This is a genomic window from Xylophilus sp. ASV27, from assembly GCF_016428875.1.
GTDB lineage: Bacteria > Pseudomonadota > Gammaproteobacteria > Burkholderiales > Burkholderiaceae_C > Xylophilus.
The window spans coordinates 1-25,530 of sequence record NZ_JAELTO010000028.1 but is presented as its reverse complement, the minus strand read 5'-3'; the positions used below and the strand labels follow the sequence as shown (position 1 = coordinate 25,530).

The 25,530-nt window shown below is 67.0% G+C and carries 33 protein-coding genes and 1 pseudogene; 8 read left to right on the top strand and 26 right to left on the bottom strand.

Translation table 11 applies throughout. The features are described from left to right. Nucleotides 1–100: 100 nt before the first annotated feature. From atpD to JHD63_RS08235, 8 genes are read right to left on the bottom strand one after another with little or no spacing between them, the layout of a single operon-like run. Complete coding sequence (gene atpD / locus JHD63_RS08270; protein WP_198970273.1) at nt 101–1,525, bottom strand: F0F1 ATP synthase subunit beta; 1,425 nt, start codon at nt 1,523–1,525, stop codon at nt 101–103. 37 nt (nt 1,526–1,562) lie between these two features. Beyond that, the gene (atpG, locus tag JHD63_RS08265) at nt 1,563–2,429 is read right to left on the bottom strand and encodes a F0F1 ATP synthase subunit gamma (RefSeq protein ID WP_198970272.1); all 867 of its coding nucleotides are present in this window, start codon (nt 2,427–2,429) and stop codon (nt 1,563–1,565) included. A 31-nt stretch (nt 2,430–2,460) separates the two neighbouring features. Then, nucleotides 2,461–4,014 (bottom strand): F0F1 ATP synthase subunit alpha, encoded by a 1,554-nt coding sequence (atpA, locus tag JHD63_RS08260; RefSeq protein WP_198970271.1) that lies wholly within the window; start codon nt 4,012–4,014, stop codon nt 2,461–2,463. Between the two features lie 46 nt (nt 4,015–4,060). Beyond that, nucleotides 4,061–4,594: a F0F1 ATP synthase subunit delta gene (locus JHD63_RS08255; protein WP_198970270.1), complete on the bottom strand. Its 534-nt coding sequence runs from the start codon at nt 4,592–4,594 to the stop codon at nt 4,061–4,063. Nucleotides 4,595–4,607: 13 nt separating this feature from the next. Next, a complete protein-coding gene (locus JHD63_RS08250) occupies nt 4,608–5,078 on the bottom strand; it encodes a F0F1 ATP synthase subunit B (protein WP_198970269.1) in 471 nt (156 codons plus the stop codon). Between the two features lie 35 nt (nt 5,079–5,113). Further along, a complete protein-coding gene (gene atpE / locus JHD63_RS08245; RefSeq protein ID WP_166309855.1) occupies nt 5,114–5,362 on the bottom strand; it encodes a F0F1 ATP synthase subunit C in 249 nt (82 codons plus the stop codon). A 59-nt stretch (nt 5,363–5,421) separates the two neighbouring features. Continuing rightward, entirely contained in the window at nt 5,422–6,318 is an 897-nt protein-coding gene (gene atpB, locus JHD63_RS08240) for a F0F1 ATP synthase subunit A (protein WP_198970268.1), read from the bottom strand. A 42-nt stretch (nt 6,319–6,360) separates the two neighbouring features. Beyond that, nucleotides 6,361–6,831, bottom strand: a complete 471-nt coding sequence (locus tag JHD63_RS08235; RefSeq protein ID WP_198970267.1) for an ATP synthase subunit I — start codon at nt 6,829–6,831, stop codon at nt 6,361–6,363. A gap of 214 nt (nt 6,832–7,045) precedes the next feature. On the opposite strand from JHD63_RS08235, the gene JHD63_RS08230 reads away from it, so the two are divergent. Genes JHD63_RS08230 through JHD63_RS08210 form a run of 5 tightly spaced genes read left to right on the top strand, consistent with a single transcriptional unit; the run spans nt 7,046 to nt 13,540 of the window. After that, nucleotides 7,046–8,137 (top strand): MBL fold metallo-hydrolase, encoded by a 1,092-nt coding sequence (locus JHD63_RS08230; RefSeq protein ID WP_233167804.1) that lies wholly within the window; start codon nt 7,046–7,048, stop codon nt 8,135–8,137. Beyond that, nucleotides 8,134–8,430, top strand: a complete 297-nt coding sequence (locus JHD63_RS08225) for a YbeD family protein (protein WP_198970266.1) — start codon at nt 8,134–8,136, stop codon at nt 8,428–8,430. The genes JHD63_RS08230 and JHD63_RS08225 overlap by 4 nt, the downstream gene beginning before the upstream one ends. Before the next feature lie 16 nt (nt 8,431–8,446). Next, complete coding sequence (gene lipB, locus JHD63_RS08220; RefSeq protein WP_198970265.1) at nt 8,447–9,121, top strand: lipoyl(octanoyl) transferase LipB; 675 nt, start codon at nt 8,447–8,449, stop codon at nt 9,119–9,121. Between the two features lie 28 nt (nt 9,122–9,149). Then, nucleotides 9,150–10,142 (top strand): lipoyl synthase, encoded by a 993-nt coding sequence (gene lipA, locus JHD63_RS08215; RefSeq protein WP_198970264.1) that lies wholly within the window; start codon nt 9,150–9,152, stop codon nt 10,140–10,142. Further along, a complete protein-coding gene (locus JHD63_RS08210) occupies nt 10,142–13,540 on the top strand; it encodes a DEAD/DEAH box helicase (RefSeq protein WP_198970263.1) in 3,399 nt (1,132 codons plus the stop codon). Before lipA ends, JHD63_RS08210 begins: the two co-directional genes overlap by 1 nt. A gap of 121 nt (nt 13,541–13,661) precedes the next feature. Here JHD63_RS08210 and ptsP read toward each other — a convergent pair whose 3' ends face one another. From ptsP to JHD63_RS08190, 4 genes are read right to left on the bottom strand one after another with little or no spacing between them, the layout of a single operon-like run. Continuing rightward, nucleotides 13,662–15,428, bottom strand: coding sequence for a phosphoenolpyruvate--protein phosphotransferase (gene ptsP, locus JHD63_RS08205; RefSeq protein ID WP_198970262.1), 1,767 nt, complete (start codon nt 15,426–15,428; stop codon nt 13,662–13,664). A 37-nt stretch (nt 15,429–15,465) separates the two neighbouring features. After that, the gene (locus tag JHD63_RS08200; RefSeq protein WP_198970261.1) at nt 15,466–15,735 is read right to left on the bottom strand and encodes an HPr family phosphocarrier protein; all 270 of its coding nucleotides are present in this window, start codon (nt 15,733–15,735) and stop codon (nt 15,466–15,468) included. Beyond that, nucleotides 15,704–16,165, bottom strand: a complete 462-nt coding sequence (locus JHD63_RS08195) for a PTS sugar transporter subunit IIA (protein WP_370590427.1) — start codon at nt 16,163–16,165, stop codon at nt 15,704–15,706. Before JHD63_RS08195 ends, JHD63_RS08200 begins: the two co-directional genes overlap by 32 nt. Before the next feature lie 21 nt (nt 16,166–16,186). Then, complete coding sequence (locus JHD63_RS08190) at nt 16,187–16,735, bottom strand: hypothetical protein (RefSeq protein ID WP_198970259.1); 549 nt, start codon at nt 16,733–16,735, stop codon at nt 16,187–16,189. A gap of 147 nt (nt 16,736–16,882) precedes the next feature. Here JHD63_RS08190 and JHD63_RS08185 point away from each other — a divergent pair, with 147 nt between their 5' ends. Then, nucleotides 16,883–17,380, top strand: coding sequence for a TlpA disulfide reductase family protein (locus JHD63_RS08185; RefSeq protein ID WP_198970258.1), 498 nt, complete (start codon nt 16,883–16,885; stop codon nt 17,378–17,380). On the opposite strand, the gene JHD63_RS08180 is transcribed toward JHD63_RS08185, so the two are convergent. Beyond that, complete coding sequence (locus tag JHD63_RS08180; RefSeq protein ID WP_198970257.1) at nt 17,381–17,842, bottom strand: c-type cytochrome; 462 nt, start codon at nt 17,840–17,842, stop codon at nt 17,381–17,383. It abuts the gene before it with no gap. Between the two features lie 165 nt (nt 17,843–18,007). On the opposite strand from JHD63_RS08180, the gene JHD63_RS08175 reads away from it, so the two are divergent. Continuing rightward, on the top strand, nt 18,008–18,670 hold the full coding sequence (locus tag JHD63_RS08175) for a cytochrome b/b6 domain-containing protein (protein WP_198970256.1): 663 nt from the start codon (nt 18,008–18,010) through the stop codon (nt 18,668–18,670). Nucleotides 18,671–18,716: 46 nt separating this feature from the next. Next, a complete protein-coding gene (locus JHD63_RS08170) occupies nt 18,717–19,211 on the top strand; it encodes a GNAT family N-acetyltransferase (RefSeq protein ID WP_198970255.1) in 495 nt (164 codons plus the stop codon). Between the two features lie 15 nt (nt 19,212–19,226). Here the strand turns inward: JHD63_RS08170 and JHD63_RS08165 are convergent, their stop codons facing one another. From JHD63_RS08165 to tuf, 13 genes and pseudogenes are all read right to left on the bottom strand, one after another. Then, entirely contained in the window at nt 19,227–19,736 is a 510-nt protein-coding gene (locus tag JHD63_RS08165) for a peroxiredoxin (protein WP_198970254.1), read from the bottom strand. A 114-nt stretch (nt 19,737–19,850) separates the two neighbouring features. Beyond that, a complete protein-coding gene (gene rpsQ / locus JHD63_RS08160; RefSeq protein WP_198970253.1) occupies nt 19,851–20,120 on the bottom strand; it encodes a 30S ribosomal protein S17 in 270 nt (89 codons plus the stop codon). A gap of 9 nt (nt 20,121–20,129) precedes the next feature. After that, nucleotides 20,130–20,339: a 50S ribosomal protein L29 gene (gene rpmC / locus JHD63_RS08155; protein ID WP_198970252.1), complete on the bottom strand. Its 210-nt coding sequence runs from the start codon at nt 20,337–20,339 to the stop codon at nt 20,130–20,132. 15 nt (nt 20,340–20,354) lie between these two features. Further along, nucleotides 20,355–20,771, bottom strand: a complete 417-nt coding sequence (gene rplP, locus JHD63_RS08150; protein ID WP_198970251.1) for a 50S ribosomal protein L16 — start codon at nt 20,769–20,771, stop codon at nt 20,355–20,357. Nucleotides 20,772–20,795: 24 nt separating this feature from the next. Continuing rightward, on the bottom strand, nt 20,796–21,695 hold the full coding sequence (gene rpsC / locus JHD63_RS08145) for a 30S ribosomal protein S3 (protein ID WP_198970250.1): 900 nt from the start codon (nt 21,693–21,695) through the stop codon (nt 20,796–20,798). 17 nt (nt 21,696–21,712) lie between these two features. After that, a complete protein-coding gene (rplV, locus tag JHD63_RS08140; RefSeq protein ID WP_198970249.1) occupies nt 21,713–22,045 on the bottom strand; it encodes a 50S ribosomal protein L22 in 333 nt (110 codons plus the stop codon). Between the two features lie 11 nt (nt 22,046–22,056). Then, on the bottom strand, nt 22,057–22,332 hold the full coding sequence (rpsS, locus tag JHD63_RS08135) for a 30S ribosomal protein S19 (protein WP_198970248.1): 276 nt from the start codon (nt 22,330–22,332) through the stop codon (nt 22,057–22,059). A 10-nt stretch (nt 22,333–22,342) separates the two neighbouring features. After that, nucleotides 22,343–23,167 carry a 50S ribosomal protein L2 gene (gene rplB, locus JHD63_RS08130; RefSeq protein ID WP_198970247.1) on the bottom strand — a complete coding sequence of 275 codons (825 nt, stop codon included), beginning with the start codon at nt 23,165–23,167 and terminating at the stop codon, nt 22,343–22,345. A 2-nt stretch (nt 23,168–23,169) separates the two neighbouring features. Next, nucleotides 23,170–23,490: a 50S ribosomal protein L23 gene (gene rplW, locus JHD63_RS08125; RefSeq protein ID WP_198970246.1), complete on the bottom strand. Its 321-nt coding sequence runs from the start codon at nt 23,488–23,490 to the stop codon at nt 23,170–23,172. Then, complete coding sequence (rplD, locus tag JHD63_RS08120) at nt 23,487–24,107, bottom strand: 50S ribosomal protein L4 (protein WP_198970245.1); 621 nt, start codon at nt 24,105–24,107, stop codon at nt 23,487–23,489. The genes rplW and rplD overlap by 4 nt, the downstream gene beginning before the upstream one ends. Further along, nucleotides 24,107–24,787: a 50S ribosomal protein L3 gene (rplC, locus tag JHD63_RS08115; RefSeq protein ID WP_198970244.1), complete on the bottom strand. Its 681-nt coding sequence runs from the start codon at nt 24,785–24,787 to the stop codon at nt 24,107–24,109. Before rplC ends, rplD begins: the two co-directional genes overlap by 1 nt. Before the next feature lie 278 nt (nt 24,788–25,065). Further along, nucleotides 25,066–25,377: a 30S ribosomal protein S10 gene (gene rpsJ, locus JHD63_RS08110; protein ID WP_054257904.1), complete on the bottom strand. Its 312-nt coding sequence runs from the start codon at nt 25,375–25,377 to the stop codon at nt 25,066–25,068. Between the two features lie 27 nt (nt 25,378–25,404). After that, a pseudogene (gene tuf / locus JHD63_RS08105) lies at nt 25,405–25,530 on the bottom strand (elongation factor Tu); the annotation flags it as partial.

The window sequence follows — 25,530 nt, the reverse complement described above, 5'->3', positions numbered from 1 at the left end:
GGGGTGCGCAAGTAGCCGGGTCCCTGGCTAGACGCCGCGCGAAACGCACCGGAGTACGTTGAGAGCACGGGCGACGCCGCCAGGCGCCCGGATACGCCGCTTACGCCAGCTTCTTGGCTTTCTCGAAAGCTTCGTCGATGGTGCCGACCATGTAGAACGCCTGCTCGGGCAGATGATCGGCCTCACCGGAGACGATCATCTTGAAGCCGCGGATGGTCTCGGCCAGCGGCACGTATTTGCCCGGCGAACCGGTGAACACTTCGGCCACGTGGAAGGGCTGCGACAGGAAACGCTGGATCTTGCGCGCGCGGGCCACGATCAGCTTGTCTTCCGGTGCCAGTTCGTCCATGCCCAGAATGGCGATGATGTCGCGCAGTTCCTTGTAGCGCTGCAGCGTGCCCTGGACGGCGCGGGCCACGCTGTAGTGCTCCTCGCCGACCACGTTCGGGTCGAGCTGGCGGCTGGTGGAGTCCAGCGGGTCGACCGCCGGGTAGATGCCGAGCGAGGCGATGTCGCGCGACAGCACCACGGTGGAGTCCAGGTGGGCGAAGGTGGTGGCAGGTGACGGGTCGGTCAAGTCATCGGCCGGCACGTACACGGCCTGGATCGAGGTGATCGATCCGACCTTGGTCGAGGTGATGCGCTCTTGCAGGCGGCCCATTTCCTCAGCCAGCGTCGGCTGGTAGCCCACGGCCGAAGGCATGCGGCCCAGCAGCGCCGACACTTCGGTACCGGCCAGCGTGTAGCGGTAGATGTTGTCCACGAAGAACAGCACGTCACGGCCCTCGTCGCGGAACGACTCGGCGATGGTCAGGCCGGTCAGCGCCACGCGCAGACGGTTGCCCGGGGGCTCGTTCATCTGGCCGTAGACCATGGCCACCTTGGACTCGGACAGGTTCTCCAGATTCACCACGCCGGAGTCGGCCATCTCGTGGTAGAAGTCGTTCCCTTCACGGGTGCGCTCGCCCACGCCGGCGAACACCGACAGGCCCGAGTGCGCCTTGGCGATGTTGTTGATGAGCTCCATCATGTTCACGGTCTTGCCGACGCCGGCGCCACCGAACAGGCCCACCTTGCCGCCCTTGGCGAACGGGCAAATCAGGTCGATCACCTTGATGCCGGTTTCCAGCAGTTCCTGCGAGGGCGACAGTTCGTCGTATGCAGGCGCCTTGCGGTGGATGGAGGCGGTGAGTTCCTGGCTGACCGGGCCGCGCTCGTCGATGGGCGCGCCGAGCACGTCCATGATGCGGCCAAGCGTGGCCTTGCCGACCGGCACGGTGATCGGGGCCGCGGTGTTGGACACCATCAGGCCGCGGCGCAGGCCGTCGGAAGAGCCCAGCGCAATCGTGCGCACCACGCCGTCGCCGAGCTGCTGCTGCACTTCGAGCGTCAGGGCCGAACCTTCGAGCTTGAGAGCGTCGTAGATCCGGGGCATCTGGTCGCGCGGAAATTCCACGTCGACCACGGCGCCGATGCATTGCACGATCTTGCCCTGCGCGCCTGCTTGGATGTTGGCTTGAGCCATTGTTTGCTCCAAAAATGTATACGTGACTTGCGGGCCGTCAGACAGCCGCGGCACCCGAAACGATCTCCGAAAGTTCTTTCGTGATCGCTGCCTGGCGCGTCTTGTTGTAGACCAGCTTCAGTTCGCCGATGACGTTGCCGGCGTTGTCCGTGGCGGCCTTCATGGCCACCATGCGGGCCGACTGCTCCGACGCCATGTTCTCCGCCACCGCCTGGTAGACCAGGGACTCGGCATAGCGCACCAGCAGTTCGTCGATGACCGTCTGCGCGTCGGGCTCGTAGATGTAATCCCAGGCCGGTGCGCCGGGCTCCTTCTTGAGCGTCTCGGTGGCCAGCGGCAGCAGTTGCTCCACCACCGACTCCTGCCTCATCGTGTTGATGAAGCGGGTATAGCAGAGGTAGACGGCGCTGACGCGGCCTTCCGCATAGGCGTCGAGCAGCACCTTGACCGGGCCGATCAGCTTGTCCAGGTGCGGCGTATCGCCCAGCGCCGTGACGTGGGAAACCACGCGTGCGCCGATGCGGTTGAGAAAGCCCAGGCCCTTGTTGCCGATCGCCACCGCCTCGGCCTGCACGCCCTGCGACTGCAGCTCGCGCAGCTTGGTGGTGACGGCGCGCAGCACGTTGGTGTTCATGCCGCCGCACAAACCCTTGTCGGTGGTGACCACGATGAAGCCGGCGGTCTTCGCATCGTTCGTCTGCATGAACGGGTGCGTGTATTCCGGATTCGCCTCGCCCAGGTGGGCGGCGATGGCGCGAACCTTCTCGCTGTACGGGCGGGCCGCACGCATGCGGTCCTGCGCCTTGCGCATCTTGGACGCGGCCACCATTTCCATGGCCTTGGTGATCTTCTTGGTGTTTTCCACCGATTTGATCTTGCCGCGGATTTCCTTGCCTGCTGCCATTGGGACTCCTTAGACCTTCACCCGACCGGAATCAGGCGAAGGACTTCTTGAACGAGGTGATCGCGGTGGTGAGTTCTGCCTCGGCGTCCTTGTCCATGGCCTTGGCCTTCTCGAGCTTGTCGAGCAGAGCGCCGTGGCTGGTCTTGAGGAACTGGTGCAGGCCGTGTTCGAAGGACAGGACCTTCTTCACGTCCACGTCGTCGAGGAAGCCCTTGTTCACCGCGAACAGCGTGGCGCCCATCAGGCTGATCGGCAGCGGGCTGTACTGGGGCTGCTTGAGCAGTTCGGTCACGCGGGCGCCGCGGTCGAGCTGTTTGCGCGTGGCTTCGTCCAGATCCGAGGCGAACTGCGCGAACGCAGCGAGTTCACGGTACTGGGCCAGGTCGGTACGGATGCCGCCGGACAGGCCCTTGATGAGCTTGGTCTGCGCGGCGCCACCGACGCGCGACACCGAGATACCGGCGTTGATGGCGGGGCGGATGCCGGCGTTGAACAGGCTGGTTTCCAGGAAGATCTGGCCGTCGGTGATCGAGATCACGTTGGTCGGCACGAACGCCGACACGTCGCCGGCCTGCGTCTCGATGATCGGCAGCGCGGTCAGCGAGCCGGTCTTGCCCTTGACGGCACCCTTGGTGAAGGCTTCGACGTAGTCGGCGTTCACGCGCGCGGCGCGCTCGAGCAGACGGCTGTGGAGATAGAACACGTCGCCCGGGTAGGCTTCGCGTCCCGGCGGCCGGCGCAGCAGCAGCGACACCTGGCGGTAGGCCACGGCCTGCTTGGACAGGTCGTCATAGACGATCAGCGCGTCTTCTCCGCGGTCGCGGAAGTACTCGCCCATGGTGCAGCCGGAGTAGGCCGACACGTACTGCATGGCGGCCGATTCGGAAGCGGACGCCGCCACGACGATGGTGTAGTCCATGGCACCAGCCTGCTCCAGCGCGCGCACCACGTTCTTGATCGACGACGCCTTCTGTCCGATGGCGACGTAGATACAGGTTACGCCCTGGCCCTTCTGGTTGATGATGGCGTCGATCGCCACAGCCGTCTTGCCGGTCTGGCGGTCGCCGATGATCAGCTCGCGCTGGCCGCGGCCGATCGGCACCATGGAGTCAATGGACTTCAGGCCGGTCTGCAGCGGCTGGTCGACCGATTTGCGGGCGATCACGCCCGGCGCGACCTTTTCGATGACGTCGGTCATCTTGGCGTTGATCGGGCCCTTGCCGTCGATCGGCTGGCCCAGTGCGTTGACCACACGGCCCACCAGTTCGGGGCCGACCGGCACTTCCAGGATGCGGCCCGTGCACTTGACGGTATCGCCTTCGGAGATGTGCTCGTACTCGCCCAGGATCACGGCGCCGACCGAGTCGCGCTCGAGGTTCAGTGCCAGGCCGTAAGACGGCTGGCCGTCGGAGCCGGCCGGAAACTCCAGCATTTCGCCCTGCATCACGTCGGACAGGCCGTGGATGCGCACGATGCCGTCGGTCACCGACACGACGGTGCCCTGGTTGCGGATGTCGGCGCTGCCCGCCAGCCCTTCGATGCGGCTCTTGATCAGTTCGGAAATTTCTGCGGGATTGAGTTGCATGACTCTTTCCTTCTCTTTGAGGTTAGCGGGAAGCCCGGGCCGCGCATTACGCGCAGAGGGCCACCTTCATTTGTTCAAGACGGGCCTTGACCGAGGTGTCGAGCACCTCGTCGCCAACCACGACGCGCACGCCGCCGATCAGCGACGGATCCTGCTGCACGCTCAGATTGAGCTGGCCGCCGAAGCGCTTTTGCAGCGCCTGGCCGAGTTCGGCCAGGGCTGCGGCGTCGATCGGAAAGGCGCTGTAGACCACCGCGTCGGAAGAACCGCCCTGCGCATTCTTCAGCGCACGGAACTGGGTGGCCATTTCAGGCAGCGCCGCGAGGCGGCCGTTCTCGATCACGGCGCGCAGGAAATTGCGCGCCGCGTCGGGCAGCGGCGTACGGGCAACGCCTGCGATCAGGTCGAAGACCTGCTCGGCGCTCACCTTGGGGTTGTCGGCGAACTGGGCGAGCTGCGGGTTCGCAGCGATCGCGGCCAGTTCGTCGACCCAGGCCGCGGTGGCGGTCAGGTCGCCGCCGGCTGCGGACTTGAACAGCGCTTCGGCATAGGGGCGCGCAATCGTGGCGAGTTCAGCCATGGTGGTCGTCCTTCTACAACTCGGTCTTCAGGCGCGACAGCAGGTCGGCATGGACACGGGCGTCGACTTCCTTGCGCAGGATCTGTTCGGCGCCCTTTACGGCCAGTGCCGCCACCTCTTCACGCAGCGCTTCACGCGCACGGACGGTCTGCTGCTCGGCTTCTGCGCGAGCGGCGGCAACGATCTTGTTGCCTTCCTCGACGGCACGGGCCTTGGCTTCCTCGATGATGGACTGCGCGCGGCGCTCGGCATCTGCCAGGCGCTGCGCGGTTTCGTTGCGCGTCTCGGCCAGTTCCTTCTCGACGCGCTGGTTGACAGCGGTCAGTTCGGATTTGGCACGATCTGCAGCAGCGAGGCCATCGGCGATTTTCTGGGCTCGTTCATCAAGCGCCTTCGCGATCGGCGGCCACACGAACTTCATCGTGAACAGCACGAGGATCAAGAAGACGATCGCCTGAACGAACAGGGTCGCGTTGATACTCACGGCAACACCTTTCTAAAGAGGGCGTTGGACGGGAATCAGGCCAGAACGAAGGGGTTGGCGAAGGCAAACAGCAGAGCGATGGCAACGCCGATCAGGAAAGCCGCGTCGATCAGGCCGGCCAGGATGAACATCTTGGTTTGCAGCTCGTTGATCAGTTCAGGCTGGCGTGCCGACGACTCCAGGAACTTGCCGCCCATCAATGCGATACCGATCGAAGCGCCGATGGCGCCGAGACCCACGATCAGACCACAAGCCAGAGCGACGAGACCGAGAACGTTTTCCATGATGATTCCTTTGGAGAGATTGAGAGAGTTGGAAAGGGAACGAAGAGAACTAGCGTGAACTAGTGGGCTTCATGCGCCTGGCCCAGATAGATCAGGGTCAGCATCATGAAAATGAAGGCCTGGAGCGTGATCACCAGAATGTGGAAGATCGCCCAGACCGTACCGGCGATGATGTGCCCGATAGGCAGCAGCACCCCCGACAACGACGCCGCAGCCGCGCCACCCATGAGCGCGATCAGCATGAAGACCAGTTCACCCGCATACATGTTGCCGAACAGCCGCATGCCGTGCGACACGGTCTTGGCGACATACTCGATGACCTGCATCAAGAAGTTGACGATGCCCAGGATCACGGCGAACACGGGATTCTTGCTGGTGCCGAACGGAGCCGACACGAGTTCGTGCGCCCAGCCGCCCACGCCCTTGATCTTCACGCTGTAGAACAGGCACAGCAGGAGCACGGAGGTCGACAGGCCGAGGGTGGTGGAGAGGTCGGCGGTCGGCACGACGCGCATGTAGGCGTGATGCGGATCGCCGCCCGCCGCAGTGTGCACGGCCTGCCACACCAGCGGCAGGAAGTCGACCGGCAGCATGTCCATGGCATTGAGCAGGAAGATCCAGACGAACACCGTCAGGGCCAGCGGCGCGATGAAGCGGCGGCTCTTGGCGTTGTGGATGTTGGCCTTGGCCTGGTTGTCCACCATCTCGACCAGCATCTCGACGGCGGCCTGGAAGCGGCCGGGCACACCCGAGCTGGCCTTGCGCGCGGCCAGCCACAGGACAAAGCAACCCAGCGCCCCGAGCACGGCGGCATAGAGGATCGAGTCAAGGTTGATGACATTGAAATCGATGATCTTGACCTGCTTGACAGGTTCGAAATCCCAGTTGACCTGCCAGTGCGTCAGGTGGTGAACGATGTATTCACTGGCGGTCGGGGCGTGTCCTTCTGCGGCCATCTCAGTAACTTCCTTGAACTCTTCTCGACAATGAACGATCCATCAACCGGTTGTGCGCTTCGAACGCACCAGCAGTGCGATCCAATACGCCTTCATCGTCAACACCATGCCCAGCAACAGCGCGAGCCAACTGAGCCCCGGGATCACCCGGGGCGCCGCCGCCAGCAAGGCAACGGTCAGTACGATCTTGACGATTTCCCATCCCAGAAACCCGGCCACCGCGGCGGCCGCATTTCCAGCAGCCCGCCGGCGCGTGATGCCCCGCGCGAACAAGGCTGCGGGCACCACCACGGCCAGCGCGCCCCAGGCGGCCGACCATGCCATGCGTGACTGCCCGGTGACCACCCAGACCCCCAGGGCCAGCAGTACACCGACGATCACCTGCCCGGCGACCACCCGCCAGGGCGATACCTGCGGATGCCGTTCGCGCAACCTTTGCGCCTCATCGGCGGTAAGCGGCTTGAATTCGGGCTCGCCTGCCTCCATGTCGGAATCTGTAGCCACGGGTTTCATCTGTGAGCGAAGCCTGTGTTACGGTTTCCAAAATTCAGCAAAGCCATTGATTATAGGTATAAGCCCGGGCACTTCCTCCATGACCCGGCGGCTCATCGGGAAAGACTGCTTGCGCGGTCGCCTTTCGATGCTGCGCGACAATGGCGCGCAGAGCCTCCGGCAGAGGGTTTTCCAACCCGAAGGCCAGCATCTGCCGGCAACCGCCCCGCTGATCTTGAACCCGTATTACGACGCGGCCAGACCGCACCATCGCCCGCATGGTTTCCAGAACCGCTATGGCGATTTCACGCCGCGCGGCCTGCGTGACCTGCTGCGCTGGAGGCGCGAGGCGAGGCGCGCCGGGTCGCCGCACGCGCCCCGGGAAGTGCCCCGTGTCGTGGCGCCCGACCATGCCTTCCTGCGGGCCAATGCAGAGGCGGGCGCAGCGATGCAGCCGGCCCTTACCTCCATCGGCCACTCCTCCATGCTGGCGCAGTTGCCTGCCGGCGCGGGCAGCCTCACGCTGTTGACCGACCCGGTGTTTTCCGACCGCGCCTCGCCCCTGCCCTTCATCGGCCCGCGCCGGATGCAGGCGCCGGCCTTGGCGGCGGCGCAGTTGCCGCACGTGGACCTGGTGCTGATCAGCCACAACCACTACGACCACCTGGACACGGCGTCGGTGCGCGCCCTCGCCGCGCAGGCCGGCGGGCCGCCGCTGTTCATCGTGCCGCTGGGCATCAGGCCCTGGCTGGCGCGCCACGGGGTGCGGGGCGCGGTCGGACTCGACTGGTGGAACACGCACCTGGTGCAGACGGGCGGCGCCGTGGCGGAGGCCACGCTCACGCCGGCCCAGCACTGGAGCGGCCGCGGCCTGCGGGACCGGCTGGCCAGGCTGTGGGGTGGCTTCGCGGTGCTGACGCCGGAATTCCACCTGTTCTTCGCCGGCGACACCGGCTATTCGCCCGACTTCACCGACATCCGCTCGCATTTCGCGGCCCGGCAGGGCGCGGCACAAGGCGGCGGCTTCGATGCGTCGCTGATTCCCGTCGGCGCCTACGAGCCGCGCTGGTTCATGCGCAAGCAGCACGTGGACCCGCGCGAGGCGGTGCAGATCCACCTGGACCTCGGCGCCAAGCGCAGCTTCGGCATTCATTGGGGCACCTTCGCCCTCACCGACGAGGCGCTCGACCAGCCGCCGCGCGACCTCGCCGCCGCCCGCGCGGCGCGGGGCTTGGGCGAGGCGGACTTCTCTGTGATGGCCATCGGCGAAACACGCACTCTTCCACGCCGCGCCGCATCGCACCTCTCCACCAAGGACAACGCATGAGCACCACGCCCACCACGCCCGGCAGCGACCCGCGCAAGGACTCGCTGATCGAATACCCCTCGCTGTTCCCGATCAAGGTCATGGGCACCAAGGTCGATGGACTGGTGCACGCCATCACGGCCATCGCCGAGGAGTACGACCCGCAGTTCGACGCCTCCACGATCGAACTGCGCGACAGCAAGGCAGGCAACTACCTGGGCATCACCATCACCGTGACGGCGACCAGCCGCGAGCAGCTCGACAACCTGTACCGCGCGCTGTCCTCGCACCCGATGGTGAAGGTCGTGCTGTGACCTCGCGCAGCGCCCCATGAGCCTTGCCGCCACCCGGCTTGGGCGCGTGGACTACGCCGCCACGTACGCAGCCATGCAGGACTTCACCGCCCGGCGCACGGCGGACACGGCCGACGCGCTGTGGCTGTGCGAGCACGACCCGGTCTTCACCCAGGGCCTGGCCGGCAAGGCCGACCACGTGCTGCATCCGGGCACGATCCCGGTCGTGCCCACCAACCGCGGCGGCCAGGTGACCTACCACGGCCCCGGCCAGGTGGTGGCCTACCCCTTGCTGGACCTGCGGCGCGCGGGCTGCCACGTCAAGGAATACGTCTACCGCCTGGAGGAGTCGGTGATCAGCACGCTGGCGCATTTCGGGGTCACGGGCCACCGCGTGACCGGTGCGCCCGGCATCTACGTGCGGCTGGACGACCCGTTCTCGCATGCCGCGCTCGCCGGCCCGATGCCCGCAGGCGATCCGTTCCGCGGCCTGGGCAAGATCGCCGCGCTGGGCATCAAGGTGAGCCGGCACTACAGCTACCACGGCATCGCCCTGAACGTGGCGATGGATCTGGAGCCCTTCCTGCGCATAAACCCCTGCGGCTACGCCGGGCTGCGCACGGTGGACCTTTCTACAATCGGCGTCACCGCCTCCTGGGACGAGGCCGCATCGGTGCTGGGGCACAAGCTCGGCATCTACCTCGCACCCTGACCCCACCCCTGCCCCGCCGGAACGCGCCATGAGCACCACAGAAGTCGTCCGCGAAGCCCAGAGCCTCGCCACCTACAACCCGCTGGCCAAGCAGAAGGCCGGGGCCAAGCTCGCGCGCATCCCGATCAAGGTCGAGCAGGGCGAGGCGCTCAGGAAGCCCGACTGGATCCGCGTCAAGGCCGGCAGCCCGAGCACGCGCTTCTACGAGATCAAGCAGATCTTGCGCGAGAACAACCTGCACACCGTGTGCGAGGAAGCCTCCTGCCCCAACATCGGCGAGTGCTTCGGCAAGGGCACTGCCACCTTCATGATCATGGGTGACAAGTGCACCCGGCGCTGCCCGTTCTGCGACGTCGGCCATGGCCGCCCCGACCCGCTGGACAAGGACGAGCCGCTGAACCTGGCGCGCACCATCGCCAGGCTGCGCCTGAAGTACGTGGTGATCACCAGCGTGGACCGCGACGACCTGCGCGACGGCGGCAGCGGCCATTTCGTCGAGTGCATCCGAAACATCCGCGAACTGTCGCCCCAGACCCAGATCGAGATCCTGGTGCCCGACTTCCGCGGCCGCGACGACCGCGCGCTGGAGATCCTCAAGACCGCCCCGCCCGACGTGATGAACCACAACCTGGAGACCGCGCCGCGCCTCTACAAGGAGGCGCGCCCGGGCAGCGACTACCAGTTCAGCCTCAACCTGCTGAAGAAGTTCAAGGCGCTGCACCCGAGCGTGCCGACCAAGAGCGGCATCATGGTCGGCCTGGGCGAGACCGACGAGGAAATCCTGCAGGTCATGCGCGACATGCGCGCGCACGACATCGACATGCTGACCATCGGCCAGTACCTCTCGCCCAGCACCAGCCACCTGCCGGTGCGCCGCTACGTGCACCCCGACGTGTTCAGGATGTTCGAGGAAGAGGCCTACAAGATGGGCTTCACCCACGCCGCCGTCGGCGCGATGGTGCGCTCCAGCTACCACGCGGACCAGCAAGCCGAACACGTCCTGAACCCAGCCGGAGCCTGATGCCGGCCGCTTTCCTGCTCGACCCGCAGTCGCTGCTGGCGCGGGTCTCGCCGGCCACCTATGCGCGCGCGCTGGAGGTCTACCGCAAGCAATGCGTGCTTGACTACGCGCTGAGCGCGGCCAGCAGCAGCGAGTGGCACATCGACGGTGAAGTCCGCGGCAGCGAGCGCGAGCCCTACGAGACCAGCGTCGACCTCGAAGTCGATGGCCAGGGCCGCATCACCGTTTTCGCGGGTGAATGCAGCTGCCCGGTCGGCCACAACTGCAAGCATGCCGTGGCGCTCACGCTCAAGGCCGCCTACAAGACCGGCGGCGTCCAGCGGCAGACCGCCCCCACCGCCGCGCCGCCCTTACCCGCGCAGATGCTGGCGCGGGCGCAAGGCCAGGTGAGCCAATGGCTGGACCTGTTCGGCGCAGCCGATGCCGCGCCGGCGCCGCCCGCTCCCACGCTGGACCGCAACGTCTATCTGCTGTCCGAGCAGCGCCGCACACGCGAGGACGGGGGCCCGCGGCTGCTGATGCTGCGCTGGGGCCGCGCACGCCCGCTGCGCCGCGGCGGCTGGACCAAGGTCAAGGCCCCCTACTACACACCCTACGGCGGCAGCGCGACCGGCGAGACCGCCGAGGACCAGGAGTGCATGCGGCTGATCGCCTCGCTGCAGCAGCAGGGCTACGGCACGCTCCAGGGCGTGGTGCAAGGCCGCGCCGGCGTGCTGGCCCTGCAGTTGGCGGCAGGCACGGGCCGGCTGTTCATGGCCGACGCGCAGGGGCAGATCAGCGGGGAGGCGCTGCAGTGGGGCCCGCCGCGCGGCATCGGTTGGCAGTGGAGCGAACTCACCCGGCCATCGGTTCCGGAGCCGCTGTGGGCGCTGCGCCCGCAACTGGCCGGGCATGCCGCCGAAGCGCGCCTGTTCACCAGCCAGCCGCCGCTCTACCTGGACACCGCGGCGGGGCTGTGCGGCGTGGCAGAGGCGCCCGGCATCGCCGAGCAGCATCTGCCGCTGCTGCTGAGCGCGCCGCCCATCCCGCAGTCCGCTTTCGACAGCCAGCAGGCCGCGCTGCTGGGCCGCCTGGCGGGCCTGCCGCTGCCGCCGACGGTGACGCCGCCCGAGACGGTGCGGGACGTGATCCCGGTCGCGCGGCTGCGCCTGGAGCCCGTGCCGCCACAGGACACGGCCCGGCTCGGCCTGCTGCGCGCCACGCTGCGCTTTGACTACGAGGGCCTTTGCCACTACTGGCCGCACCACGAAGGCCGGGTGCTGGTGGAGCACGGCGGCCGCCGGGTGCTGCTGCAGCGGCACATGGCCACGGAACTGGACGCCCGGCAGGCGCTGAACCGCCTGGGCCTGCAAGACGACGGCCAGGGCCGGCACCACCTGATGCCCGGCGCCGGCCCCTCGCCCTGGCTGGACTGGGCCGACAGCGACTATGCGCCGCTGCGCGCCTCCGGTTTCGCGCTGGAGCTGGACCCGCGCCTGCACGGCTTCATCCAGCATGCCGACGCGCTGGACGTGCGGCTGGTGTCCGCCGCCACGGACGACGCGCTGGAGCTGCACGGCGAGGTGCCGGAGGAAGCGGGCGGTTCGCGCTGGTTCGACCTCTCGCTCGGCATCGAGATCGACGGCCGGCGCCAGAACGTGCTGCCCTGGCTGCCCGAACTGCTGGAGCAGTTGCGCCCCACGGCAGAGGGCGCCGAGCTGCCCGAATGGATCTGGCGCCCGCGCGAGGACGGCGGCTTCGTGCGCCTGCCCTCCGCGCCGCTGCGGCCCTGGCTGCAGGCCTTGCTCGACCTGGTCGGCGACCGCAGCGCGCAGGACCTGGAAGGCGAGCTGCTGCGGCTCTCGCGCCTGGAGGCGCTGCGCCTGGGCGCCTCGCTGGGCGAAGGTGCGCAATGGCAAGGCGCGGCGCAGCTGCGCGAGATGCTGCGCCAGTTGGGCGGCCATGAGCGCCTGCCCGAAGTGCCGCCGCCCGCGGGCCTGCGCGCCACGCTGCGGCCCTACCAGCAGCGCGGCCTGGAATGGCTGCAGTTCCTGCGCACGCACGGCCTGGCCGGCATCCTGGCCGACGACATGGGGCTGGGCAAGACACTGCAGACGCTGGCCCACATGCTGATCGAAAAGCAGGCCGGCCGGCTCGACCGGCCCTGCCTGGTGGTGGCGCCGGTCAGCCTGCTGGGCAACTGGCGGCACGAGGCCGCGCGCTTTGCGCCGGAGCTGCGCACGCAGGTCTGGCACGGCAAGGAGCGGCATGCGGCAGCCGATGCGCTGGCGCACTGCGACCTGGTGATCGCGCCGTACTCGCTGCTGCAGCGCGACCGTGCCCGCTGGCAGGTCCAGCCCTGGCACCTGGTGGTGCTGGACGAGGCGCAGAACATCAAGAACGCCAGCACCCACGCGGCGCAGGTGGTGGCCGAACTCGACGCCCGGCACCGCCTGTGCCTGACCGGCACGCCGCTGGAGAACCATCTGGGCGAGCTGTGGAGCCTGTTCCACTTCCTGATGCCCGGCTTCTTGGGCAGCCAGGCGCGCTTCAAGGACCTGTTCCGCGCGCCGATCGAGAAGCACGCCGACCCCGAGCGCATGGACCAGCTGCGCCGCCGCATCACGCCCTTCATGCTGCGGCGCAACAAGCGCGAGGTCGCCGATGAACTGCCCGCCAAGGTGGAGAACATCGCCAGCGTCACGCTCGGCGGCGCGCAGGCGGACCTGTACGAAACCATCCGCCTGAGCACCGAGAAGGCCGTGCGCCAGTCGCTGCAGGACAAGGGCCTGGCGAAATCGCAGATCCAGGTGCTCGATGCGCTGCTCAAGCTGCGCCAGGTCTGCTGCGACCCGCGCCTGGTGTCCTCGGTGCCGGCGGCCCAACGCCTGCGCCAGTCCGCCAAGCTCGAACTGCTGATGGAGCTGCTGCCCGAGATGCTGGCCGAAGGCCGGCGCGTGCTGCTGTTCTCGCAGTTCACCACCATGCTCGGCCTGATCGAGGACGAGCTCAAGGCCCGCGGCGGTATCGCCTGGACCAAGCTCACTGGCCAGACGCAGCAGCGCGAGCGCGCCATCGCCCGCTTCACCTCCGGCGAAGTGCCGCTGTTCCTGATCAGCCTGAAGGCCGGCGGCACCGGCCTGAACCTGCCGCAGGCCGATACCGTCATCCACTACGACCCGTGGTGGAACCCGGCGGTGGAGGAGCAGGCCACCGGCCGCGCCCACCGCATCGGCCAGCGCAGCCAGGTGTTCGTCTACAAGCTGGTGGCCGAGGGCACGATCGAGGAGCGCATCCTGGGCCTGCAGGCGCGCAAGGCCGCGCTGGCCGAGAGCCTCTACAGCGGCGCCGTGGCGCGGCGCGAGCCCCTGTTCACCGAGAACGACGTGGCCGAGCTGCTGCGGCCGCTGGGCGAGTGATGCCTGCTTTGCTATATATTTTATAGCAACAAACCCAGATATCACCTGGGCTACAGCCACTTTTTTCCAAAAATTTCCAGGAAACGGCGTCCATACCGCGCCATGGCGCCTGGCGGCATCCTCAGCCGGCCATCGCCGCGGCCGGGTCCTCGGCCTGCAGCACGCGCTGCGCCCAGGGCGCCAGGCGCGTGGTGTTGGAGCGCAGCACCTCCTGCTTGACGGCGAGGATCTGCGCCGGATGCATGGAGAAGGTGCGCAGGCCCAGGCCCAGCAGCAGGCGCGTCATGCTGGTGTCGCCCGCCATCTCGCCGCAGATGCTCACGCCCTTGCGCTGGCGCCGGCATTCCGCGATGGTGTCGGCCACCAGGCGCAGCACGGCCGGATGCAGCGGGTCGTACAGGTGGGCCACGGACTCGTCCGCCCGGTCGATGGCCAGCGTGTACTGGATCAGGTCGTTGGTGCCGATGGAGAGGAAGTCGAAGTAGCGCAGGAACAGGGGCAGCGTGAGCGCGGCCGCGGGAATCTCGATCATGGCGCCGATCTGCGGGTTGCCGTAGGCGATGCCGGCGTTGTCGAGTTCGGCGCGCGCATGGTCGATCAGGGCCAGCGTATGGCGGATCTCGCTGCCGTGCGCGAGCATGGGGATCATCATGTGCACCGGCCCATGCACCGCGGCGCGCAGGATGGCGCGCAACTGGGTGCGGAACATCGCGGGGTCGGCCAGGCTCCAGCGGATCGCGCGCAGGCCCAGCGCCGGGTTCAGGTGGGCGTTGTCGCGCCGCGTGTCGTCCAGCGGCTTGTCGGCGCCCACGTCCACCGTGCGGATGGTGACCGGCAGCCCCTGCATGCCTTCCACCGCGCGGCGGTAGGCGTGGTACTGCTCCTCTTCGTCGGGCAGGTGGCCCTGCCGGCCCATGAACAGGAATTCGCTGCGGAACAGGCCCACGCCCGCGGCGCCGGCCTTGAGCGCCGCCTCCGCGTCCTCGGGCATCTCGATGTTGGCCAGCAGCTCCACGCGCTCGCCGTCGAGCGTGACGGCCGGCGTGTGGCGCAGCCGCGCCAGGCGCTCGCGCTCCAGGTCGCCGCGCCGCTGCTTGAAGCCGTACTCGGCCAGGATGATGGCCGACGGATCGACGATCATCACGCCGGCGTCGCCGTCGATGATCACCCAGTCGTCCTGGCGCACCAGCTGGCTCGCGCTGCGCGCACCGACCACCGCCGGGATGTCCATGCTGCGCGCGACGATGGCCGTGTGCGAGGTCTTGCCCCCCACGTCGGTCACGAAACCGGCGAACACGCTCTGCTTGAACTGCAGCATGTCGGCCGGCGACAGGTCGTGCGCGACCAGCACCAGCGGCACGTCCTCGGTGTCGCCCAGCTGCAGGTCCTGCTGGCGCGGCGCCGGCCGCGCGGGCGGCGGCGCCACCGGCGAGGCCACGCCCTTCATGTAGCGCAGGATGCGCTCCACCACCTGCTCCAGGTCCGCCTTGCGCTCGCGCAGGTAGGGGTCCTCCATCTCGTCGAACTGGCGCGAGATAGCCTCGAGCTGGGTGGTCAGCGCCCACTCGGCGTTGTAGAGCCGGTCGATGATCCAGTGCTTGACGCCCTCCTCCAGCTCCTTGTCCTGCATCAGCATCAGGTGCACGTCGAGGATCGCCGACAGCTCCTGCGGCGCCTCCTTGGCGCTCATCAGCGCCACGGTCTGCTGCAGCCGCTGCAGCTCCTCTTTCACGGCGTCGCGCGCCGAGCGCACGCGCGCGATCTCGGAGAGCACGCTGCCGGGGTCGATGAAATAGTGCGCGACGTCGATCCGGCTGGACGCCGCCAGCACCGCCCGCCCGATGGCGATGCCACGGGCCACGGCGAGGCCATGCACGGCGAAGGTCACGCGGCGCCTCCGCGGCCGGGCAGCAAGGGGCGCTGGATCACTCGCCCTCCCCGAACTTGTCCTGGATCAGCGCCAGGATTGCGTCCATCGCGGCCTGCTCGGAGGCGCCCTCGGTCTCGATCCGGACCTCGGTGCCGATGCCCGCGGCCAGCATCATCACGCCCATGATGCTCTTGGCGTTGACCTTGCGCTCGCCGCGTGCGATCCACACGTCGCACGGGAAACTGCCGGCGAGCTTGGTGAGCTTGGCCGACGCCCGGGCATGCAGCCCGAGCCTATTGCTGATGGTTATGTTCTTCTGGATCATGTTTGCGACGGGTCTGGTTCTGCGGTGCGGTGATGGCGACCTGCATCACGCCCTGCGTGCCACCGACCACCGCGCGCGCGACCAGCGCGTCGAGCGCCTCGTGGCGGTAGGTGACGGTGCGCAGCAGCATCGGCAGGTTGACGCCGGTCACGAGCTTGGAGCGTACGCCATCGACCAGCCGCTGCGCGACGTTGCAGGGGGTGGCGCCGAACACGTCGGTCAGCACCAGCGTGCCGCCGCCGCGCTGCTGTTGCAAGATGATGCGCGCGGACGCCAGCGTCTCCTCAGGCGAGACGTTGGGCTGCACATCGAGCGCCATCACGCCCTCGCCACCGTCCGGGAACACGTGCAGCACGCACTGGCGCAGGGCATGGGCCAGCGGCGCGTGGGCGATGATGAAGATGCGGTTGGGCGAGGCGTTGCGGTGCACCATCGGATTATGTGCCGGCCGTCAGGGCACGTGCAGTCCGGCCAGGAAGTTCTCGGCCGTGGCCGGTTCCACGCGTGGGCTGTACATGGCCGCCTGGTAGGCATAGGCCTTGCCGGCGCGCGTGCTGGCAAACCAGGCCGCCTGCACGCTCACCGCACCACCCTCGTCCGGCCGCCGCCCGGTGGCCGCAAGGCGCACCGACTGCGGCAGCGCAATGGCGCCGGCGGGCACGAAGGCCCGCCCGGCCGGCGCGTCGGGCCCGGACACCAGGCCCATGCGGGCCAGCGACGCGTCCTGCCAGGCCCCGAGCACCGCGCCGAGTTGCGCCGGCTCGGCCACCTCGACCCAGGCCACGGTGAAGGTGGCGCCAGCGGCATCGCAGCCCAGCATGTGCATGCGCACGGACAGGCCGGCGAGCAGCACCGGCCGCTCTCCCTCGTCCGGCTTGCAGGGCAGCAGGGCCTGCAGGGGGGTGGGCGGCAGCTGCACCTCGCGCCAGTTCAGGTCTGGCGTGCAGGCGGCAAGAAGGGCGGCGCAGAACAGCGCGGCGCTGGCGGCAGGCAGTCGCATGCTCGGATTATCGGAGGGCCGGCCGGTGCCGGCGCACGCCGCTTTGCGGAACCTTTGCCGCCCGCGGCGGCTCAACCCCCCCGCGCGCGCGCGGCAAACGGCCTACACTCCGAAGGCTGGGCCCGTGCGCACAGACCGCCAACCGCCATGAAACGCCTTCTCTACGCCGCCGCGATCGCCGCCGTGCTCGGCCTGGGCGCCGCCGCCTTCTGGCACGGCGGCACCGCCGCTGCGCCCGCATCCACTTTCGTGCTGCTCGACGGCTCGCGCCAGACCACCGCCGACCTGCGCGGCAAGGTCACGCTGGTGAATTTCTGGGCCACCAGTTGCACCACCTGCGTGGCGGAGATGCCGGAGATCGTCGCCACCTACGACAAGTACAAGGACAGGGGCTTCGAGACGCTGGCCGTGGCCATGAGCTACGACCCGCCGAGCTACGTGGTGAATTTCACCGAGACGCGCAAGCTCCCATTCAAGGTGGCGATCGACAACACCGGCGCGGTGGCCAAGGCCTGGGGCGACGTGCAGCTCACCCCCTCGACCTTCATCGTCAACAAGCGCGGCGAAATCGTGAAGAGCTTCGTAGGCGCCCCTGATTTCGCCGCGCTGCACAAGCTCATCGAACGCCTGCTGGCCGAAGCCTGATCAACGGCTGCGGTAGGCGTCGTGGCAGGCCTTGCAGGAGTTGGCGGCGGGGCCGAAGGCGGCCTTGACCTCGTCCAGGCTGCCGGTCTTGGCTGCCGCGGCCAGCTTGAGCGTCTCTGCCTGCATCTTGTCCGCAAGCTCCATGAACTTGGCCTGCTCCGTCCATACCTCGGGCTTGGCCTTCGTCGGCGCGCCCTTGTCGGTACCGGGGCCAAAGCCCGCCCAGGGCAGCTTGGCCAGAGCGGCCACGATGTCGGCGTTCTCCTGCGCCACCTTCGCGTCGAACGGGGCACGGCCGCTGGCCATGGCACCCAGCCGCGAGAAATGCTGCCCCATCACGAACAAGGCGCTTTGGCGGTACTTGATGGCGTCTTCGGACTTGGCGAATTGGGCGGCCGCCGGCAGCGACAGCAGCAGGGCCGCCGAGGCGGCAGCGGTGAGGGCGAGGTGTTTGATGTGCATGGGATGCGCCTTTCGTGGGAAATGACGGAGCGGCAAGCGCGTTTTCCCGCTTGCCAGCGGACAGTATCGCCCGGCGCACGCCGGCCGCAATGGCAATCCCGACTGCCGCGCGCCCTGCATGCGCCACAATAGGCGCTTTCCTTCGCACTGCCCCGCGACAACGCCATGCCGCACACCATCCGCGTCTGGGATCTGCCCACCCGGCTTTTCCACTGGTCGCTGGCCACCATCACCGTGGCCCTGGTCGTCACCGCCAAACTGGGCGGCAACGCCATGGAGTGGCACCTGCGCCTGGGCTATGCCATGCTGGCCCTGCTGGCGTTTCGCCTCGTCTGGGGCCTGGTGGGCGGGCGCTGGTCGCGCTTTGCCAGCTTTGCGTGCACGCCCGCACGGCTGAGGCGGTATCTACGTGGCGAGGGTGACGGCGCCGTCGACAGCGTCGGCCATACGCCACTGGGCGCACTCGCGGTGTGCACCATGCTGGCCGCGCTGCTGCTGCAGGTGGCCAGCGGCCTGACCAGCGACGACGAGATCGCCTTTGCCGGCCCGCTGGCGCGCTTCGTGTCAGGCGACACGGTCGGCCTGGCCAGTTGGTACCACAAGGAGGTCGGCCAGTACCTGCTCTACGTGCTGGTGGCCCTGCACCTGCTGGCCATCCTGTTCTATGCACTGATACGCAAGCGTGCGCTGATCGGGCCCATGCTGCATGGCGACAAGCGGCTGCCCATGCCGGCGCCCTCGTCGCGCGACGATGCCCGCTCCCTCGTGGGCGCGGCGGCCGTGCTGGCCGCGTGCGGGGCGCTGGCGTGGTGGCTGTCGAACCTGTAGGGCCGGACCGCGGGCCCCTCTCGAGCGCCGCCAGAATCGTTCCGCCATGGATCAGCCACCTTCCATTTCCCTGTTCAGCCCCGCCCAGCCCGAAACGATGGAGGTGGTGCGCAGCATCTTCCAGGAATACGCCGACAGCCTGGACGTGGATATCTCCTTCCAGGACTTCGCCGGCGAAATGGCCGGACTGCCCGGCGAATATGCGCCCCCGCGCGGGTGCATCCTGTTGGCCCGGGTGGACGACGCCATTGCCGGCTGCTGCGCGCTGCGGCCGCTGGATTCGGCCGACTATCCGAATGCCTGCGAGATGAAGCGCCTGTACGTGCGCAAGGCGTTTCGCGGCTTCGGACTGGGCCGGCAATTGGCCGAGGCCATGCTCGACGTGGCGCGCCAGGCCGGCTATGCCTGCGTGCTGCTGGACACGCTCGATGGCATGGAGGCCGCCAGGGAGCTGTATTCCGAGCTCGGCTTCGAGGAAATCCCGCCGTACTACCACAACCCCTTGGCGGGCTCGCACTACCTCAAGGTCGATCTCGGCTGAGCTTCGTCTTGGGAATCAGGCGGCCTTGGCCTGCACCAGCAGGGTGGCAGCGTCGCTCACCTCGAACTTGCCGGGCGCTTCGATGTTGAGGCTCTCGACCACGCCGTCCTTCACCAGCATCGAGTAGCGGTTGCTGCGCACACCCATGCCGCGGCCGGTCAGGTCCAGCGTCAGGCCGGTGGCCTGGGCAAAGGCGGCACTGCCGTCGCCCAGCATGCGCAGCTTGCCGCCGGTCTTCTGGTCACGCGCCCAGGCCCCCATCACGAAGGCATCGTTGACCGACAGGCACCAGATCTCATCCACGCCGGCGGCCTTGAAGGCTGCGGCATGTTCCACATAGCCCGGCACGTGCTTGGCCGAGCAGGTGGGCGTGAACGCCCCCGGCACGGCGAACAGCGCAATCGTCTTGCCGGCGGCGGCCTGCTGCACGTCCACAGGGTTCGGGCCGATGCTGCAGCCATTGCCTTCGACTTCGGAATACTCCATCAGCGTTGCCGCCGGAAGCCTGTCGCCAACCTTGATCATGTTTCCACTCCTTGCAGTTGCAGGGCGCCGGGGATCGGCGCCCCAGAAAGAAAAACGGCCCACCGAGGGTGGGCCGCCTTCATACGGTACGGGACCGAAGCCGGGTCAGCAGCTTCAGACCGCCGCAGCCTTCTGAACCAGGCGCGTGGCGACCCAGTTCTTGGTGCGGGAGATCGGGCGGCTCTCGGTGATCTCGATCAGATCGCCCAGGTGGTAGTCACCGTTCTCGTCGTGCGCGTGGTACTTGCTCGACTTGGCGACGATCTTGCCATAGAGCTCGTGCTTCACACGGCGCTCGACCAGCACCGTCACGGTCTTGGCACGCTTGTCGCTGACGACCTTGCCGATCAAGGTGCGCTTGAGGGATTTTTTAGCTTCCGTCATGGTCACTCCTTACTTGGCAGCCTGGGACTCGGCCTGCTTTTGGGCAAGGATGGTCTTGGCACGGGCAATGTCGCGGCGCGTGGTGCGCAGCGTCGACAGGTTGTTGAGTTGTTGCGTGGCCTTCTGCATGCGCAGACCGAAATGGGCTTTCTGCAGGGCCTTGATTTCGGCTTCGATACCGGCAACGTCTTTTTGGCGCAGTTCAGCAGCTTTGGTCATGTCGATTTCTCCTGATCAAGCGCCGAGCTGGCGGGCGACGAACGTGGTGCGCAGCGGCAGCTTGGCAGCGGCCAGGCGGAACGCCTCACGCGCCAGCTCTTCCGGCACGCCGACAATCTCGAACACGATCTTGCCGGGCTGGATTTCAGCCACGTAGTACTCGGGGTTGCCCTTGCCGTTACCCATCCGCACTTCTGCGGGCTTGGTGGAGATCGGCTTGTCGGGGAAAACACGGATCCAGATGCGGCCGCCACGCTTGACGTGACGGGAGATCGCACGGCGTGCGGCCTCGAGCTGGCGGGCCGTCAGGCGGCCGCGGTCGGTGCACTTCAGACCGAAGTCACCGAACGCCACCGAGTTGCCCCGGGTGGCGATGCCGGTGTTGCGGCCCTTCTGCTCCTTGCGGTATTTGCGGCGAGCGGGTTGCAGCATGATGTTTCTTCCTTATGCGACCGATTACTCGGTCTTGGCACCGTCCGCTGCTGCAGCGGGCGCGGCTACCTTGCGGACGCGCTTAACGGCTGAGGGGTCGGCGGCGGCACCGCCCGCACCGGCGGGCTTGTCGCTGCCGTCGGCAGGCGCCACGTTGCCGCCTGCGGGGCGGGCATCGCGGCGCGGACCACGGCGGTCGGCACCCGGACGGTCGCCACCCGGGCGGCCATCGCGGCGCGGGCCACGCGGACGACGCTCGTCGTCACGCGGCTCTACCACGGCCGGCAGGTCGTTGCGGCCCAGGGTGTCGCCCTTGTAGACCCAGACCTTGACGCCGATGACGCCGTAGGTGGTCTTGGCTTCGGAGGTGCCGTAGTCGATGTCGGCGCGCAGGGTGTGGAGCGGCACGCGACCTTCACGGTACCACTCGCAACGCGCGATCTCGATGCCGTTCAGGCGGCCCGACGACATGATCTTGATGCCCTGGGCGCCCAGGCGCATCGCGTTCTGCATGGCGCGCTTCATGGCGCGGCGGAACATGATGCGCTTTTCGAGCTGCTGGGTGATCGAGTCGGCGATCAGCTTGGCATCGATTTCGGGCTTGCGCACTTCCTCGATGTTGACGGCAACAGGCACGCGCAGGCGGGTCGCCAACTCGCGCTTGAGGTTTTCGATGTCTTCGCCCTTCTTGCCGATCACCACGCCCGGACGTGCCGAGAAGATGGTGATGCGGGCGTTCTTGGCGGGACGCTCGATCAGGATGCGCGAGACGGCCGCGTTCTTGAGCTTGGCCTTGAGGAACTCGCGCACCTTGATGTCTTCGGCCAGCATGCCGGCGAAGTCACGGTTGTTGGCATACCAGCGGCTGGACCAGTTGCGGCTCACCGAAAGACGGAAGCCGGTCGGGTGGATTTTCTGTCCCATATCTTCCAGACCTTCTGTTAGTTGCCCACCGTCACGTACACATGGCACGTGGGTTTGCTGATGCGGTTGCCGCGGCCCTTGGCCCGCGCAGTGAAGCGCTTGAGGGTGGCTCCCTGCTCGACATAGATGGTCTTGACCTTCAGTTCGTCGATGTCGGCACCGTCGTTGTGCTCGGCGTTGGCGATGGCCGACTCGAGCACCTTCTTGACGATCCCGGCGGCCTTCTTTTGCGTGAAGGACAGGATGTTGAGGGCTTGGTCCACTTTCTTGCCGCGGATCAGGTCAGCGACCAGACGACCCTTGTCGACCGAGAGACGGACGCCGCGGAGGACTGCACGTGTTTCAGACATGTCGGTGCTCCTTACTTCTTGACTTTCTTGTCCGCGGGGTGACCCTTGAACGTGCGCGTCAGGGCGAATTCGCCCAGCTTGTGGCCGACCATCTGGTCGGTGATGTAGACGGGCACGTGCTGCTTGCCGTTGTGCACGGCGATGGTCAGGCCGATGAACTCGGGCAAGACCATGGAGCGACGCGACCAGGTCTTGATCGGCTTCTTGTCCTTCGTCGTCACGGCCTTGTCGGCCTTGGCCACGAGGTGGTGGTCAACAAACGGACCCTTTTTGAGAGAGCGAGTCATTTGCTATCCCTTACTTCTTGCGACGCGACACGATCATGACCTGCGTGCGCTTGTTGTTGCGGGTGCGGTAACCCTTGGTCAGATTGCCCCACGGATCGACTGCGTGGCGGCCTTCGCCGGTCTTGCCTTCACCACCGCCGTGGGGGTGATCGACCGGGTTCATGGCCACACCGCGCACGGTCGGGCGAATACCCATCCAGCGCTTCACACCGGCCTTGCCGAGCTGGCGCAGGCTGTGCTCTTCGTTGGCGACTTCACCGATGGTGGCGCGGCACTCGATGTGGATCTTGCGCACTTCGCCGGAACGCAGGCGGACCTGGGCATAGGTGCCTTCGCGGGCCAGCAGCGTGGCGGAAGAGCCTGCCGAACGCGCGATCTGCGCACCCTTGCCGGGCTGCAGTTCGATGGCGTGGATGGTCGAACCCACCGGGATGTTGCGGATCGGCAGCGTGTTGCCGACGCGGATCGGCGCTTCGGAACCGGACACCAGCGTGGCACCGGCCTCGACACCGCGCGGGGCAATGATGTAGCGGCGCTCGCCGTCGGCATACACCACCAGGGCGATGTGGGCCGTGCGGTTCGGGTCGTACTCGATGCGTTCCACCTTGGCCGGGATGCCGTCCTTGTTGCGGACGAAATCGACCACGCGGTAGTGGTGCTTGTGGCCACCGCCCTTGTGGCGGGTGGTGATGTGGCCGTTGTTGTTGCGGCCAGCCTTCTGGAACTGGGGCTCCAGCAGGGCTGCGTGCGGAGCACCCTTGTACAGGTGATCACGCGTGACCTTGACCACGGCGCGGCGGCCGGGCGAGGTCGGTTTCATCTTGATGACAGCCATGATTACGCGGCCTCCCCGGACAGGTTCAGCTCTTGACCCGGTTGCAGCGTCACATAGGCCTTGCGCACGTTGTCGCGGCGGCCGATGGACTTGCCAAAACGCTTGGTCTTGCCTTTGGTGTTGACCACGGACACGCCCTTGACCTGGACCTTGAACATCAGTTCAACAGCGGCCTTGATCTCCGGCTTGGTGGCGTCCTGCAGCACCTTGAACGTGACGGCGTTGGACTTCTCGCCCACCATCGTGGCCTTCTCGGACACGATAGGCGCGACCAGCACCGCCATCAGACGACCTTCTTCAAACTTCGCGATGGGGGTGCTCATGCGAACATCTCCTTGAGCTTGTCGATCGCGCCCTTGGTGACGAGCACTTTCTTGTAGTGCACCAGCGACACCGGATCGGCGTAGCGCGGCTCGACGACCAGCACGTTCACCAGATTGCGCGATGCCAGGTACAGGTTCTCATCGACCTCTTCGGCGATCACCATCACCGATTGCAGGTTCATCGCCTTGAACTTGTCGGCGAGCTGCTTGGTCTTGGGCGAATCCACCTTCAGCGAATCCACCACCGCCAGGCGGCCTTCGCGCGCCAGCTGCGAGAAGATGGAGGCCATGCCGGCGCGGTACATCTTCTTGTTGATCTTGTGCGAGAAGTTCTCGTCAGGCATGTTCGGGAAGATCCGGCCGCCGCCGCGCCACAGCGGCGAGGACGTCATACCGGCACGGGCGCGGCCCGTTCCCTTTTGCTTGAAAGGCTTCTTGGTCGAGTGCTTGACCTGTTCGCGGTCCTTCTGGGCACGGGTGCCCTGGCGCGCATTGGCCTGGAACGCGACGACGACCTGATGCACCAGGTCTTCGTTGTAGTCACGGCCGAACACGGTTTCCGGCGCGTCGAACTTGGAAGCCGCCTGGCCTTGTTCGTTCAGGAGTTCGAGTTGCATCACTTCGCTCCCTCAGCAGCTTGCGGCTTGGCCTTGACGGCCGGACGCACGGTCACGAAACCACCCTTGGCGCCAGGAATGGCGCCCTTGATCAGCAGCAGCTGACGGGCTTCGTCCACGCGGATCACGTCGAGGTTCTGGGTGGTGACGGTCACGTCGCCCAGGTGGCCCGACATCTTCTTGCCCGGGAACACGCGGCCCGGATCCTGCGCCATCGAAATGGAGCCCGGAACGTTGTGCGAACGACTGTTGCCGTGCGACGCGCGCTGCGACTTGAAGTTGTGGCGCTTGATCGTGCCGGTGAAGCCCTTGCCGATGGAGGTGCCTTGCACGTCCACCTTCTGGCCGACCGCGAACAGCGACTCGGCCTTGACCACGCCGCCGGCCAGGTACTGGCCCGCCGCGTCAGCGGTCACGCGGAATTCACGGATGATCTCGCCGGCTTCGACACCGGCCTTGGCCAGATGGCCCGCCAGGGGCTTGGCCACGCGCGAAGCCTTGCGCGCGCCGAACGTCACCTGCAGGGCGACGTAGCCATCGTTCTCTTGGGTTTTGACCTGGGTCACGCGGTTGTTGGACACGTCCACCACCGTGACGGGCACTGCGTCCCCTTCATCGGTGAAGAGACGCATCATGCCCACCTTGCGACCCAGCAACCCGAGGGAGTTGCTCAGACTCATGTGTTTTCTCCAAAACTCCCGCCGCAACGACTGCAATTGGCCGCTGCGTTTGCACGCGCTAGTTCGAGTTGCGCGTGCGCGAAAGAAGGTTGATAAAAATTCCGCCCGATCTGCAATGAACGCAAATCGGGCAGAGCCGCGCATTCTAGCCCGCCTGGAGAATTGGCGCAAGCCATGGCAACGCTTCGCAGGCATTAACGGAAGCGGCATTGGAAAAGCCCGCCCTGCACGAATGCCGGACGGGCTTCAAACGGGTGGCGGCATGCCGCCGGGCCGTGTTACTGCAGCTTGATTTCCACGTCGACGCCCGCGGGCAGGTCGAGCTTCATCAGCGCGTCGACGGTTTTGTCGGTCGGGTCGACGATGTCCATCAGGCGCTGGTGGGTGCGGATTTCGAACTGGTCACGGCTCGACTTGTTGACGTGCGGCGAGCGCAGGATGTCGAAGCGCTTCATGCGCGTCGGCAGGGGCACGGGTCCCTTGACGATGGCGCCGGTGCGCTTGGCGGTGTCCACGATCTCGGCTGCCGACTGGTCGATCAGCTTGTAGTCGAAGGCCTTGAGACGGATGCGGATCTTTTGCTTGGACATGATGGTATCTCCTCGTGCACTCGCAAGTTACGCCAGGATCTTGGCCACGACGCCGGCGCCGACGGTACGGCCGCCTTCACGGATGGCGAAGCGCAGGCCTTCTTCCATGGCGATGGGGGCGATCAGCTTGACGGTGATCGACACGTTGTCGCC